General features: G+C 38.2%; 2 protein-coding genes. Both read left to right on the top strand.

The annotated features are described in order from the left end of the window. Positions 1 to 103 precede the first annotated feature (103 nt). Complete coding sequence (locus OA91_RS03815; RefSeq protein WP_063337219.1) at positions 104 to 5,266, top strand: non-ribosomal peptide synthetase; 5,163 nt, start codon at positions 104 to 106, stop codon at positions 5,264 to 5,266. Continuing rightward, entirely contained in the window at positions 5,266 to 17,259 is an 11,994-nt protein-coding gene (locus OA91_RS03810; protein WP_063337218.1) for a non-ribosomal peptide synthetase, read from the top strand. Before OA91_RS03815 ends, OA91_RS03810 begins: the two co-directional genes overlap by 1 nt. Positions 17,260 to 17,266: the final 7 nt, after the last annotated feature.

The following is a 17,266-nucleotide window of genomic DNA, read 5'->3' as shown; positions in this document are numbered from 1 at the left end:
AACTTAATAGTCAAGATTGATAATTTTCTTTACTAACAATAACTTTACAAATGCATAAATAACAAGTAAAAAGTTTTTAAAAAAATTTAGTTTAGGTTGAATTATGGAAGACTTGATCAAAGAAAATAATAATAAAAAAGACAAGAAAACAACAACTAAAGACAGTATATTTGATGTCAAAAAAAAGCTAATGATGGAGTTTGAAAGTTTCTCGTTAGTCGAGCTGATAGACTACCAATTCGAGCAATATGCCGCTAAAGAAGCTTTAATTTATAAAGATAAAACCATTTCTTATCAAGAGCTTAATAAGCTATCAGATACCTTGGCTAAACGAATAAGATGGGATTACCACCAACTCAATGGAAAAGACATAGATGATAAAACATTCATTCCTATTCTGTTTGATAAAGGTATTGACTTAATAATCGCAATTATAGGTGTAATAAAATCAGGCGCGGCTTACATTCCTCTTTCACCAGATTATCCAGAAGATAGAATTCAATACATAATAGAAGATTCAGGTGCAGATATAATAGTTTGTGATAAAATTTATTTAAATAAAATCAGATACAAAAAAGAAAACAGTCAATTACACCAAATTACAGAATTTACTTTTGATGGCATAAAAAGACCTACTAAAACTAATGAAATTACTGATTTAGCTTATTTATTATATACATCAGGAACAACAGGAAAACCCAAGGGAGTGATGGTAAGACAGGATAGTCTTATTAACTTAATATTAAACCAAACTAGGGCGTATCACTTTACCGAAGATGAAAGCATCATTTTATCTTCTAACCATATCTTTGATGCCTCAATTGAAAATATATTCTTAGCTTTACTCAATGGTGCCAAGCTCTTCATCCCTTCAAGTGATGACATAAAAGACCCAACGATTTTCAAGCAAATGCTCGAATTCAATAGAATATCCCACCTACATGCAACGCCATCATTTTTATCGGCATTGGGCGATTGTGGAGAACTGCCAAATTTAAAACGCATTGTCACAGGGGGAGATAAATGCCCAAAATCGCTTCAGCAAATTTGGGGTGAGAGACTTGTTAACTCATATGGTCCAACTGAAACCACTGTGACAGTTTCTATGAATCTTTGTCATGATATTTCAAAAGCTAAAAACAATATTGGTAAGCCTATCGATAAGGTGAACTTTTATGTTTTGGACCAAAGCTTGAACCGCTTGCCAATAGGCGAGATGGGGGAGCTTTATATTAGTGGTATCGCCTTATCTAATGGCTACTTGAATCAAGAGACGCTCACTCAAAACCACTTCATGTCAAATCCCTATAGCGAAGTTGGTCATGAGATTCTATATAAAACAGGTGATTTGGTTGTTTGTCAGCAAGATGGCAGCTATGAGTACATCGGCAGAAATGACAGGCAAGTAAAAGTAAGAGGCTATCGTATTGAGCCTGCTGAAATTGAAGCAAGCCTTTGCCTTGATAGCCTGGTTGACCAGGCACTTGTTAAAGCAGTGACCACAAAAGAAACGCATAAATTAATCGCCTATCTGGTAGGAAAAGACCTTAAAGACTCAGATATCACCGCGATTAAAGAGAAATTGGCTAAAAGTTTGCCAGACTACATGATTCCAAGCCTATTCGTTCCATTAGAAAAGTGGCCACTGACGTTGGCGGGTAAAATCGATCACGAGCAACTTCCTACAGGCTTTGCGCCACTAAGAAAAGGTGAACTCATTTTAGCGAACTCACCAGATGAAGAAATACTTGTAAATGAATGGAAAAATATATTTGATCTTGATGAGCTTGGGGTAAATGATGATTTCTTCGCTCTAGGTGGTGATTCAATCACCGCAATACGTTTTATGAGTAGATTACGAAGCTTGCTGAACCGTCATCTCACCATGAAGCAATTTAAACAAGATGCAACAATACAAGGTGTGTTAGCGAATAGTCAGCTTGAGCAAATAGATGGTCTAACAACAAAGGCAATCGATAAAGGTAAAACTGAATTTCCACTTTCCAACCAGCAAATGGTTGCTTGGTACATGCATAAGAACCAGCCAGATAGCAAAGCTTATCTGGCTGAAGCCGCAACGCACTTTAAAGGGAGGTTCGTAAGTGATGCTCTTGAGAAGTCAATTAACCAAATTATTATTAATCACGATATTTATCGCACAAGATTCACGGAAATAGATGGCCGCATTGTCCAAACTATATTGCCAGAATATAAGATGAGTCTAAGAAGTATTGATGCTCTAACTGTGACAGAGGAAGATAAAGAGGCCTTTTTAGAACATACTTTTAAGACAGAATTAGACCGTATCGAGGATTTAAGTCAGTTACCATTAGCTGAATTTATCTTGGTAAGATTTGATAAAGAGCATCATGTCTTACTGCATCAAGAACATCATATTATCCATGATGGTTGGAGTGCGAACGAGTTCACCAACGAACTAATACATCATTACCATAGTTTTGTTAATGCTGAGTTTAAAACCTCTTATCAAGAGGCAAGCCAATACTCTAGCTTTGTTTTATCGCAACAAGCTTGGTTAGATTCAAAGCATGCTGAAAAACAGAAAAGTTATTGGAAAAAGCAGTTAGAAGGTGCACCGCAAGGTGTGGCTCTTTTTGGTAAAAAATCGCATAGCTTAGGCTTTGCAGGTTCTCATGAGAAAATGATTTTCACGCGTGAACAATGGCATGCAATGGAGACTTTATGCCGTGATATAGGCATTACTCCCTTTAGTTATACATCCTCTATTTTGTATCTTTGCCTTGGGCGTTTTTCAGGTGAACAAGATCTAAGTTTTGGTTCAGCTTTTGCTAATCGTAACTGGGCGGACTCACATGCCACATTAGGTATGTTTGTGAATACGGTTGTACTTAGACATAAACTTAATCTTGAAACCCCCTTGTTTGAATTTCTTCAAAATACACAGAATATCGTTGATCAGGCTCAGGCGAATGAAGAATTACCTTTCCCCCTTGTGGTAAAAGCACTTAATCCAGAGCGCGGTAGTGCATCTAATCCATTTTTTAATGTTCTTTTAGGCTTTCATGATACACCGGTTAATGAGCGCGAAATTGAGGGATTGACTTGGTATAAAGACGAAACCGTTATCTCAGATACTTCAAAATTTGATATTGATTGTCTTGTCGTTCCAAGAGGTAAAACCTTTAACGAAAGTGAAGAAGTCCACTTTTTATGGGAATACCGTAATGACATTTACACCCAAGATGAGATGCAGCGATTTTTGTCTGCTTTCAAAACCAGTTTTTTAAATATTCTAGATGAGTATCGTTTTCTCTCTCATCAACCGATTTCTGCAATAGATGTCCTTACAGAACAAGAGAGAAAACAAATACTAAGTGTTTGGGGTCAAGGTGCTCCTTTATCTCATAATACAAGTGAAACGTTTAAAGAACATGGGTTAGTTACTTCGATTAGAGAAAAGGCTAAGAGCCTTAAAGACAAAACGGCTATTCAAGATATCCAAGAAACCCTTTCTTATGCCAAGCTAGATATTTACTCGAATGCGTTAGCACATCAGCTTAAAAATAATGGTTACCAAGAAGGCGATAAAATCGCCATTCATTGTCAAAGAAATACCTTTAATCTAATTGCTATGCTGGCTGTGTTTAAGCTCGGTGCTTGTGCCGTTATGGTGGGGAGTGATTTACCAGAACAGAGATTGAAGCATATTTTACTTGATAGCCAAGCAAAGCTCATCATTGATGATGGCTCGTTAGTTGGCGTTAATAACCTGCCATGTAATCAGATTGTTTTAAATAACGTGCTTTTCACAAGCATTCAAGATACACATTTTGAAGCAAGTCAGTACAAACCAGATGCAAGTGCTTATGTTATCTATACATCTGGCTCAACCGGACAACCCAAAGGCATTGAAATCAGCCAACTTGCTCTTTATAAAATGAGCTTATGGCATATCGATGAATTTAAATTAGATGAAAACAGTGTGGGTACAAGCCTTGCCTATGTTGGCTTTGATGCCTTTATGGCCGAGGTCTGGCCGGTATTAATGGCAGGCGGGAAATTGGTGCTTGTACCTGATGCAGAAAGAGATAACCCAAGTACTCTAATACAATTAATAAATGCTCAACAAGTTACTCACACATGCTTACCGACAGGTTTGCTGACTCATGTATGTGCTAACCAAGTCCAGTGGCCAAGGAGTTTAAAAACCTTGCTCACTGGTGGCGATGTCCTAGGAGACATTCGTTTACCAGAGGGCTTTGATGCTGCTTTCTATAACTTATATGGACCAACTGAAACCTGCGTTGATGCCTGTTTCTACAAGGTTGATCTTCACAATATTAAAGACGTGCCAATTGGTCGTCCTGTATCTCATGCCAAAGTAAGAGTCCTTGTTAATGGTCAAATAGCACCTATTGGGGTACCGGGAGAGCTATATGTTGCAGGAGATGGTATTGCCAAAGGTTATCTAAATAATGACGAACTTAATAAAAAAGTCTTTATCCCGGATTGTGCCTTACCAGGCAAAGCCATAGACCCAAATACTAATCCAATGTCAGCTTCGGCTCAGATTTCCACTCAAGAAAGATATTACCGAACAGGTGATTTAGTTAAATGGAATCAAGATGGACAGCTTATCTTTTTAGGTAGACTCAACGATGAAATAAAAGTCCGTGGTTTTAGAGTGGCTTTGGGAGAAATTAATTACCAATTAGAAACTAGCCTAGATGTTAAGCAAGCTTATTCAATTGTGAGTGATGCGGCTATTTATTCTTATGTTGTTGTAGAAAATGAGGTCAAACAGGCTTGGTTAGCAGGACAAGGAAGTGAAAGGAAACTCGTAAGACAGCTTCGAAGACAACTAAAAGCGAAACTGCCTGAATACATGTGCCCAAATGCCATTATCTTAATGGATGAGATCCCAATGACAGCACAAGGCAAGGTAAATAAAGCCAAATTGGATTCTCCTCTAAGCACTGATACACCATTTGAGCCTGCCTCAAGCATGCTAGAAAAAGAGTTAAGTTTAATATGGCAAAAGCATCTTGATAGAACTGAATTAAGTATTCAAGCAAACTTTTTCTCACTTGGTGGGCATTCACTTTTAGCGATGAACATCATTGCAGAGATTCAGCGACAATTCTTTGTGCAGCTAAGTATTAGTGACTTCTTCAATAACCCCAGCATTAAAGCTCAAGCGAGCTTCATTCAGGCCGTAATCGACAGCAATGTTAGCCAAGACAGTCCTGAATTAGCGTTAGATCTAGAAGAAGGAGAAATCTAATGCCACATAAGCTAATTAGCCGGGCTAAGTCACAAGGTGTTTATCTATATGTGGAAAATGGTTCACTAAAATACAAAGCTGAAAAAGGCAAGTTAACTAAAAGTTTAGCGGCGGAGTTAAAGGAACAAAAACAGGCCTTAATTGATTTTTTGGAGAGTCATAAAAAGCCTGATTTAGCGCTAGAAATTCAGGCATTAAACTCAAATAAAGCGCCTCTTAGCTTTGCCCAAAGCCGTGTGTATTTTCTTGAAAAATTAGCTTGCGATAGCGCTCTATATCACATGGTGGCGGCGTTTAAAGTCTCTGGACCATTAAATATCGAATGGCTAGAAGCCAGCATTAAGCAGATCATGGCAAGGCATAGTATTTTGTCGACGGCCATAGCCTCTATAGACAAAGACATAAAACAGGTAATTTGCCAAAACCAAGTAGAATGCCCGATCAAAGTGGAAGAAAAGGGTGATCTAACAGAGTCCGATTGGTTAGTTAAACAAGCAAATAAACCGTTTGATTTAAGTAAGCCTCCTTTATTTAGAGTTTCCCTGTTAAAGCTAGCACCAGAAGAAACTATTTTAACGTTTGTATTTCATCACCTAATTTTCGATGGCTATTCCTACTCTTGTTTCTTTTCAGAGTTGAATGACATTTACCGAGCTTACGCGCTTAATAAACCCGTTTCTGAAGTGAAACTGCCTTCATTAAAGTTTCAGTACGCTGATTACGCACATTGGCAAGAAAGCGAGCAGAGCAAGTTAAGTACAAAAACGTTAAATTACTGGAAAGCAAAAATGTCTGGGGTGCAAAGCTTAAATAGCTTACCGACAGATTATAAACGGACTAATCAGACCCTATCTGAGGGTGTTTTGATTGAAGATCAGCTAGATCAGGCAATGACTAATCAAGTCAAAGCTTTTGCTCAGAGGCAAGGCGTCAGTCTCTATACGGTTTTAATGAGTGTTTATAGTGTGTTGGTTGGCCGCTGGCTTGAAAACGAAGACGTGGTGATAGGTACACCTGTTTCAGGCAGGGACATCTCAGGGGTAAGTGATTTAATTGGTTTTTTTGCAAATACGCTTATCTTAAGAAATCAAATTGCGGCAGATAAAAGTTTTTCCGAAATATTAGAAACAACCAAGCAAGGGTTAGCAGAAGCATTTCAGCATCAAGCCATGCCTTTTGAGAAAATTGTTGATCAGATTGGACTAGAACGAAGTGAGTTACATGCACCGATATTGCAGTTGCTATTCGTGCTTAATCAAACTGACAAAGCATCGTTAGCGTTAGATAGTGCTAATGTCACTAAGCTTCTAGTGGATAGAAAACGGATTAATTTTGAATTAGAGCTGCACGTTACGGATAAGGGAGATTGCTTAGAATTATATTGGCTATATGCAAAAGCCTTGTTCAAAGAAACGAGTATCATAGCATTTAAACAAAGTTATAAAACCTTGTTAGAGCAGCTCATTCTAGCGCCTAATAAAAGCATCGCTTCTTTTTCATTAATTAGTCAAACTGATTTAAAACAAATTCAAGCTTGGAATAATACTCAACAAAACTTCCATCCAAACTTAAGTTTTATTGAAAGGTTTGAGAAAAATGTCAGTCAGAACCCAGATAAACTTGCTTGTGTCTGGTATTTAGAGGGAAAGAAGCAAACCCTAAGCTATGCTGAACTCAACAAAAAAGCTAACCGTATTGCACATTACCTAATAAGCAAAGTTGCTAAAAGAGATGTTTGTATCGCCATGGGTTATTCATGGCATATTGATGCGATTATTAGCATTTTAGCAATTTTAAAATCAGGCGCAGCTTATGTGCCAATTGATACGGAGCAGCCGGAACAAAGACTGAAAGGCATGCTGGAAAATGCCTCGATTAAATTGATGCTTGGCCCAGATAGAGCTAAAGCAGGCATGCAATCGCTTAATGTGATGGATATATCATCGCACACAGCAGAAGACATACTTGCGAACTTTCCAAACACAAATCCTACATCCAAAAGTCACGCATCAGATCTTGCTTATGTAATCTTTACTTCAGGTTCTACCGGGCAACCAAAAGGCGTTATGTTAGAGCACGCCAGCTTGAATAATTTTATGGATGCCATGCAAGAAAGAGTGAATTATCAAACTCATGATATTGTGGCCTGCATGACATCAACACGGTTTGATATTCATATTACCGAAATCTTAATGCCGCTTGTCAGCAGCGCCAGCATTAGTCTTTTAAGTTGGGATCAAGCTAGATCACCTAAAACGATTTTAAACAGGGTAAAGCAAGATAATATCAGCTTAATGCAAGCGACACCGTCAGTATGGCAGCTGCTTTACGATGAAGGCTTCAGGCCCAATTCTGATTTTAAAATGATAACAGGAGGGGATCATTTACCTGAGAGCTTGAAACAAGCTTTATTGAACAGCCATCCAGAGGCCAAACTTTTTAACTTGTATGCCCCTTCAGAAGCAACAGTTTACTGCTCAGGTAATCAAGTCAGCCTTAATCAAGATAAGGTGAATATTGGTAAGCCCTTCGCCAATAATCGTTATTATATTTTGGACGAAAATGAGCATCAATTGCCCATTGGCTGTATTGGTGAGCTTTACATATCAGGTAAAAACCTCGCCAGAGGTTACTTAGCTAATGATGAATTAACAAGACAGTGTTTTAAGCCAGATATCTTTTGTGACGATGCCGGTGAGCGCATGTATCAAACAGGAGACCTTGCAAGGCGATTAGAAGATGGCAGTGTTGAGTTAATCTCTCGAAAAGATTTCCAGCTTAAGTTAAACGGCATTCGTATTGAAGCTGGTGAAATAGAGCATCATCTATTGCAGATCAACAGCATTGATAATGCGCTTGTGACGATCAAAGAAATTAAGCCAGATTATCAAGCTTTAGTTGCCTATCTGATTCCCAAGTCAGGTGAGCTACTTGATCTTGTTGAAATTCGTCGATATTTAACCAGGCATTTGCCTTCAAGTTTTGTTCCTAGTTATTTTGTTGAACTGTGGGCTTTTCCTCTAACCCAAAACCTCAAGGTAGACAGACTTGCTCTCCCATTACCTGATATAGATAAAGCAGGTGCAGAAAATACTGATCAGACATTAGTGCTTCACGCTAATACAAACAGAGAAACATGGTTAGCGGCGTTATGGGAGGAGATGTTAAGCATTGCCAAGCTTGATATTAATAAAAACTTCTTCAGCCTAGGTGGTCATTCACTTCTAGCAATAAAGATGGTTAATCGTATCAGTGACAAAGTAGGGTACGAAGTATCATTAAGAAGTTTGATACAAGCTGGCACTGTGTATGAACTGGCTAAGCTAATAGATGAACTAAGTGATAAGTTAAGTGGAGATAATGACACTAATATCATTCCTAAAACAACGCCTGTTCAGCTGAGTGAAAAGCAAGAAAGCCCTTTATCTTTCTCGCAATTAAGACTCTGGACTCTCGACCAAATTGAAACAAAAGGTAAGCACTATTGTGTGCCTTTTAAGTTCGAAATAAAGGGCGAATTGAGTCTTAAAGCTTTGTCAGAAAGCCTCTTAGCTCTAATAAAACGTCATCAGATATTAACAACTTCATATCATTCAGAGCAGGAAAAAGTTTATCAAAGAGTGGTTAAGCATGAATCGGTTAATTCTAACCTTGTTAAACAATTATTAGATTATCAAGACGTCACTAAAGCGCGTGATTTAGATGATCTGGTGAGTCATTTTGAGTCTAATATTTTTGAGCGTCCTTTCGATCTAGCAAAAGGCGATGTTTTTAGAGTAGGTTTGGCCAAAGTTGCTGATAATAAATACCATCTCTATGTTGGCGTTCATCATATTGCTATCGATGGTGAGTCTAGTGATATTCTTTTAAACGAGATACAAAATGCCTATAACGCATCTGTTTCTGGAAAGGACTACCAACCAAAGCCATTAGCCTTTCAGTATAAAGATTATGCCGCTTGGCAAAGAAATGAACATGAAACTAATCCATCAAGTAAACAACAAGACTATTGGCAAACAAGGTTAGCTGAGTATCAGCCTAAAACATTTTTAAATACGGATTTAAAGCGTCCTGAGGTTTCGAGTTACCAGGGGGAAAATGTTTCAACGGCATTAGATGAAAGTACTTCACATCATTTGCTCGAAACGGCAAAGCAATTAAAAGTGACACCATTTTCTATCCTGTACTCAGCCTTGGTTGTTTTATTAAGCCGATACTCAGGAGAGAAGGACGTACTTGTTGGGACAGTCAGTGCAAACCGTGAAAAAGAAGCGCTCAATCATCTGATTGGCTTTTTTGTGAATAATTTAGCCCTGCGAACCCATCTGCCTGAAAAGATAAGTTTTAAGGCACTTATTCAAAGCTCTCATCAAAATCTTTTGTCTGATTTTGAGCATCAGTCTCTTCCTTTTGAGCAGGCAACTAAGCTCTTAAAACTCTCAGCGAAACAATTAAAGCAACCGTTATTTCAAATTATGATGGTGCTTGAACATGCCAGTAACAAGGAGTTTGAGTTTGAGAAAACACAGGTAACACCGTTATCGATTAAACATAAAGAAGCAAGGTTTGATATCAGCCTAGGTGTGAGGATTCATCCGAATAAAGTGGAGTTTAACTGGAACTATGCTTTAGATCTTTTTACTCGAGAAACTATTGAAGGTTTTGCGAAACAACTAAGCCATTTAGTTGAGCTAAGCATTCGTTCATTAGACGAGGATGTTTTCAAACCAGCGTTATTGACTACTTCAATGAAGATGAGTGAGCACGATCAATCAAATGTAAACAGTGCAGGGCACTCGTCCTTAGATATAATTCCTAATACAAGTTTATTAGATCTATTTCAGCAAAAGGTTAAGACACATGGGAGTGACCCCGCCATCTCCTATCAAGGTGAAACGCTGAGTTACGATGAACTTGAAGCTCGTTCAAACCAGTTAGCAAACGCCTTAATTGATAAAGGCATTTGTCTGGGAGATAGTCAGGGAGATATTATCGCTATCTGCCTTGAAAGATCCCTGAATATGATTGTTAGCATGCTTGCTGTAATAAAAACAGGAGCGGCTTATCTTCCGATTGATACCAAAACACCGGCAAACAGGTTGTCTTTCATCTTAAACGACAGCGATAGCCGTTTATTAATTTGTGACAATACCGAGTTATCGTCTTTATGTGATAAAGCTGATTTTCTATATTTACCTGAATTTGATGTATCAACTTATTCTGAATATATTCCTGATTTAAGTTCTGAAATTCACCCTAAATCAGCCATAAAACCCACAGCAACCGATCTTGCTTATATCATCTATACATCGGGCTCAACCGGACAACCAAAAGGCGTGCAGCTCGAGCACAAAGGAGTGGTTAATTATGTTAAAGCGCAATCTGCTTATCTAAAACTTGATAAGCCCAAGGTAGATGGATTAAAAGCACCATCACGCTTTTTATATTTAACGAACTTTGCCTTTGATACCTCTGTTGGCAGTATCTGGGGCGCTCTAACCAGTGGCCATCATCTTGAGATAGTGAGTGAAGAAGATAGGTTTAATTTGGCTAAGTTAAAACGATTCTTATGCCAAGGTGATAAGTATCTTGTTGCTTATATTCCGCCCATTCTTTTAGACAAGCTAACTCCTGACGATACGTCAAAATTGATTCCAAATATTATTGTCTCGGGAGAATCTGTTTCACAGTCTGTCGTTGATAAATATGTAGAACATACCTGTTTAATTAATGAATACGGCCCAACGGAAAATTCTGTTTGCTCAAGCTTTCATATCTATCAAGCAGGTGATGATGCAAACACCATAGGTCAGTGTATTAATGGGGTAAATGCCTATGTATTAGACTCATTTTTTAATCCTGTACCACAAGGTGTTACTGGTGAACTCTATTTGTCTGGGGTCGGTTTAGCCAGAGGCTATCTTAATCAAGATGAATTAAATCAGGTGAGTTTTATCGATACTCATTTTGGCAGGCTTTATAAAACAGGCGACCTTGTTAAGACAAATAAAAATGCTCAACTTGTCTTTGTTTCTCGGATTGATGAACAAATAAAAATTCGTGGTTTTAGGGTTGAGCTTGGTGAAATAGAAGCTGAAATTCAAAAAGTTGAAGGAGTAAAAACGGCTAAGGTTGTGCTCGTTGAAAACCAAGGCACAAAACAGTTAGGGGCTTATGTATTAACTTACCAAGATGATCCTCAATTACTTTTAGCCATTTATGAAAGCCTAGCCTTTAGCTTGCCAGATTATATGTTGCCTAAATTATGGGCAAAAACATCGTCTTGGCCATTGAATGCTAACGGTAAATTAGATAAAGCCGCTTTACCAAAACTTAGCCATCTTCAGTTTAGCCAACAACTTAGCCAACAATACTCAGAAAATGATTTAACAGCACAAGAGCAGACTTTACTCAATTTATGGCAAGACATGCTCAAACTGGAATCAATCGGGCTTAATGATAACTTCTTTGCTTTAGGTGGAGACTCAATACTCGCAATGCAACTGGTTGCTAGGGCTGTCGAATTAGGTTTGCACTTTAGTACAAAAAACTTATTTGAATACCCAAGTATTGCAAGCCTTATCCCTCATATTAAAAACTCGAATAGCCTAGAAGCAGAACAAGGCGCTAGTCTAGGTAAGCAAGCCTTATTACCCATACAGCACGAGTTCTTTCATTTTGCTGCGAACAAGTCGAATCAATTTGATCAGTACTATTTGTTTGATGTGGACCAGCATTTTTCCCTTGAGACGATGAGGCGTTGTTTTGATATTTTAGTCAATCGTCATGATGCGTTAAGGCTTAGCTTTGATAATAATCAGGCAGCATACCATGTGGAAAAGGATCTAAATTCAGCTTGCTATGAAACCTATATGAGTAAGATGGATAACGAGTCTCTCAATAAAGTTTGTAATCAGATTAATCACTCATTAGATATTGCTAAAGGGTCTGTTTTTAAACTGGTGAGACTCTATTGTGATAACCAAACAAAGCTTTTTATCCTTTCTCATCATCTCGTGATAGATGCGGTGTCATGGCAAATTCTCATCTCAGATTTTGTTAAGCTTTATCAAGCAAAAATTCCATCCCATAATCTGTTGGCCGCTAAAACCCTGTCTTATCAAGATTGGGGGAAACTGCTAAACCATAAGGTGACAATGGAATATTTTGAGAAACATGAAGCCAACTATTGGGCTAAAGTTTCTAATCAAATTAAGCAAATTCCGAAAACTCACATCAGGTCTAATCAAACTGAACGGCCTCAGATAGCAATTGATCAATTTGAATTGAACCTCAATGACACTCAAGATTTATTGAATAAGGCAAACAAGGCGTATCACACAGATACTCAGACTTTATTAATTACCGCGATAAGTCTGACCTTGGCAAAAATGCAGAAAGAGGATGAAAAACGGCCAGTCTCTTTCACTTTAGAAAGCCATGGTCGTGAAGGTCTCAGTACAGGTTTAGTGAAACAGCTCATGAGCCATGGTCTCTTAAAAGCAGAACCTGATCTTAGCCAGACAATGGGATGGTTTAGCGCGACTTTCCCATTGTTGATAGAAGTTGATGCTCAAAAACAAAAGGCGTTAGAAACATCAGATTTAGGTGCGGTTATTTGCCGAGTAAAAGAGAGCTTTAAACAAGTGCCAAACAAAGGCATTGGATATGGTGTGCTTAATTGGCTGGGTGAAAAACCTAAACAAGCAATAATAGAGACAGATGTTCTTTTTAACTTTTTTGGTCAAACTCATTCAGATCAAGAAGGCTTTAACGAAAACTCAGCCATGAAAGGGATTACACCGCACAAAGTGACTCTTGAAGATGGTGCTTATAATCATATGACACCACAAAAAATGGCAATCAACGCAAGAGTGTCTGATGGCGTTTTATGCTTTGAATTAGCCTATCAGACAGGCATTTACTCAGATAATGATATCCGCCAGTTTAAGGCTGGCGTTTATGGTTACCTGATTCGTATTATTGAACATAACCTCGAACAAAAAAGTGTCAGATACACACCCTCTGATTTCCCAGTGGTTAACTTAACTCAAGAAGATCTAGATATTTGGCAGAAGAGGATCTCTAAAGAAGAGGCTAATCTCGTTAATGTCTATCCGTTAACGGGTATGCAAGCAGGGCTCTTATATCAGAACCAGCTTGAGTCAGACGCCTATATTACTCAATTAGACTTACACTACCATGAACTTGATATAGAAATTTTCAAACTCGCCTGGTATCAGCTTATTCAACGTCATGACATATTTAGAACAGGATTTATGACAACTACGGCAGGTGACAAGTACCAAGTAGTTATCAATAAAACGCCTTTAGACTGGCGTACATTGGATTTAAGCCATCTCAAGGCTATCGATTACACCGCACGCTTTAAAAGCGTTCAAGCTGAAGATAAGACAAGAGGCTTTAATCATGAAGAACCTTGTTTAATGCGCTTTAGTCTCATTAAGACAGCGTTAGGTGACTATCACCTTATATGGACAAATCATCATGCTCTTATTGATGGATGGTGCCTGCCCATATTGTTATCAGAGCTAAATCACATTTACCATGCGTTAAAGAATGAAACCGCGATCACTTTAAAAGAAGCGCCATCCTATCAAAACTTTGTGAAATGGTTAGATGAGCAGGATGTACAAACGGCAAATGAATTTTGGCAATCTAAGTTACAAGCTATTGCTGACTATAAACCTCTTTCAACTAGGCCTATTTCATCAAGGTCTCTTTCATCTAAACCACATGATCTTACACAAAGCGAAAAAGCGAAGGCGATTAAGAGTCAGTGTTACTTAAATAGCGGCCAAACTAGCGACTTAAAAGTCCTAGCGCAAGAAGCACAATGTACACTTAATTCCTTATTCCAAGCTGCGTGGGGGCTTTTACTGTCAAACTATACAGACTCAAATGATATTGTTTTCGGTAGTATCGTCTCAGGGCGACACTCTCAAGTTCACGATATTGAGAAGATGGTAGGTCTTTGTATTAATACCTTACCAGTCGTTATGTCACTTGATAAAAATGCGGACATTAAGACTTGGTTGAAACAGCTACACAGGGAACATGTCGAAGCTGAGAGCTTTACTTATCTTCCTTTGCAGGATATATGGAAACAAACCGTAACGGGTAATCAAGCAATGTTTGATTCACTGCTTGTGTTTGAAAACTATCCACTTGATCAAGGCTTAAAATCAACTAAAAATGGCTTAACGCTTGCCGGCCTAAAGAGTGAAGAGCAAACTAATTATCCTCTAACGATAGTCATCGTTGAAGAGGGCGAAATAGAAATTAAGCTTTTGTCTAATGATCAGCATTTAGCGCAATGGCAAGTGGATCAAATCCTTAATCACTTCAAGACACTTCTTGTCCATATGTCTCAGGCAAATAAGCTGAATGATGTGAAAATGCTTATTCATGAGGATAAGCATAAACAAGTCACACCTTGTGAAGAAACCAATCAAAAGCTAGATAAGCGCTCTTTAATTGAATGCTTTGAAGCGATTGTTCAATCATCGCCATTCAATACGGCAATTAGCTTTAATCAAATAAAACTGAGTTACCAAACGTTAAATGAGAAAGCCAATACCTTAGCCCATTATTTGATTGCAAAAGGCGCCAAGTCTGGTGATAACATAGGCATTCATACAGAACGCTCTATCGAAATGGTCGTTGCCATGCTGGCGGTTATGAAATTGCGGGCAACCTATGTGCCTATGGATACAAGCTATCCTGCATCACGCCTCACTCATATGATAGAGAGTGCAAGTATCTCCCACATCATTTGTGATCAGGATACGACCAACATTCAATCAGATATCGAACTGACATTTGTCGCTTTTCCCCACTTACCCTCTGGGTTATCCAAAGAAAATGTGGATAAAACACAATTAGATAAGTTTGATGTGAAAAATAAAACTATACCTGCTTATCTTATGTTCACTTCTGGCTCAACTGGCTTGCCTAAAGGCACCATGATTCCAGAATCTGGGATAAAACGGTTAGTTAAACAAACTAATTATGTCGAGCTTAACCAAGATAAAAAAATCGCTCAGATAAGCAATTTCTCATTTGATGCGGCTACTTTCGAAATTTGGGGAGCCTTATTAAATGGTGCTCAGCTTGTTATCTTACCCAATGAAGTAATCAAGAATGCTCAAGCACTTTCTAATAAGATTGAATCTGAAAACATAGATATCATGTTTATGACGACTGCACTGGTTAATCAGATGATATCCATTAACCCCAAGATATTTGCAGGCTTGGACACCTTGTTATTCGGTGGCGAAAAAGTGAATAAGCAAACCATTAACCATATGCTTGATTCAGGTAAACCTAAGCATCTTGTACATGTTTATGGTCCGACAGAAAATACCACCTTTAGTACCTTTCATGAAATTAAAGAAAAGGCTGATGAGTATCCGATTGGTAAGCCTATTTCAAACACAAGCACTTACATTCTTTCAAAGTCTTTAGACCTTACTCCTTTTGGTCAAGTGGGTGAGCTTTATCTTGGTGGCCAAGGGTTAGCGCTTGGTTATTTGAATCAAGCGGCTTTAACTCATACAAAATTTATCGAATCTCCATTCGATCAGTCACAAATACTTTATCGAACAGGGGATCTTGTTCGATATTTAGCCAATGGTGATATTGAGTTTGTTGCAAGGTTAGATGATCAGATAAAGCTACGGGGTTTTAGGATTGAAAGGTTAGAAGTACTTAGCCAATTAATGACGATTGACCTCATCTCTAAGGCAAGTATCGAACTGATCGAGCGTGAAAAAGAGCCTGTATTAGCGGCTGTTTTCACAAGCTTACACGTGATTGAAACACAAGCAGAGAAAGATGAAGCGCTAGCGACGGTAAAAGCGGAACTTAGATTAAAACTTCCAAGCTATATGTTGCCTAGTGAGTTTCATCTTTATGATGAACTTCCTCTTACCCAAAATGGCAAACTTGATCGTAAAAAAATTGTTGAACGGCTGAAAACACAAAAAGCCAATAAACAGGTCAACACCGCAAGTCCAAGGGATGAGATTGAAATGGCCTTGTATCAAATTTGGCTAGATATTCTCACCACCAAAGACATTAGCATTACGGATAATTTTTTTGATATTGGTGGTACCTCGATTTCTGCGATCAAACTTATACACAAAATTGAGCAAGTTTGGCCGATTAAGCTATCTGTTTCTGAATTACTAAAGGCCCCAAGTATTGAAGCCCTAGGTGGCATCATTAGGCAAAATCAAGGTTCAGATATTGAAGCCGTAAGAAATGAGTTGATTGAATTTAGAAAAGGGGAAGGAGAGTTAAATGTTATTTGTCCTCACTTAGGGGGTGGTACGGCATTTGGCTATTTGTCTTTGGCTAAAGTACTTCCTGATGAATTTGGTGTGTACGGCATTCAGGCAAAAGGTGTGGATACGGATGGTGTGTTTTTACCTGATGTACAGGCAATGGCAGAGTATTACTTAACATTAGTCTCTCATTTAACATCAAAACCACATGTTTTTGTGGGTTGTTCTTATGGCGGTTATATCGCCTATGAAATGGCAAGAATTTTAAACGCCGCTGGCCATAAATCAGTTGCCATTTTATTAGACAGTGAAGGGACACATGATCAAGCTGTTTTAGATCAAATTTCACCTGTTAGTCTAGATGTATTTAAGCAAAAACTCGTTACCTATAACGGTATGTATCCGCATATCGATGATGCTCAAATAGATCGTTATTTCAGAATTTATAATCACCATTTGCTGTCTCTAAAAACCATGTCTTTAGCTAAATCAGAGGCAAGAACAATTACAGTGATAGCTACAGGTGACAAATCTGATGCATATATTGATTCTTTGACCGCGTTTTGGGCTGGTAAGGCAGAAGCTGATTTTCAACTTGAGCTGGTGGATGGTGATCATTCAACCATGTTGCAGGCACCAAGCATCTTAAAAGTAGCTGACATTATTAAGACTGAACTGACGTAATAGATTA

The sequence above is a fragment of the Marinomonas sp. SBI8L genome (assembly GCF_001624705.1).
Lineage (GTDB): Bacteria > Pseudomonadota > Gammaproteobacteria > Pseudomonadales > Marinomonadaceae > Marinomonas.
This window is presented reverse-complemented; position numbering and strand designations above follow the sequence as displayed.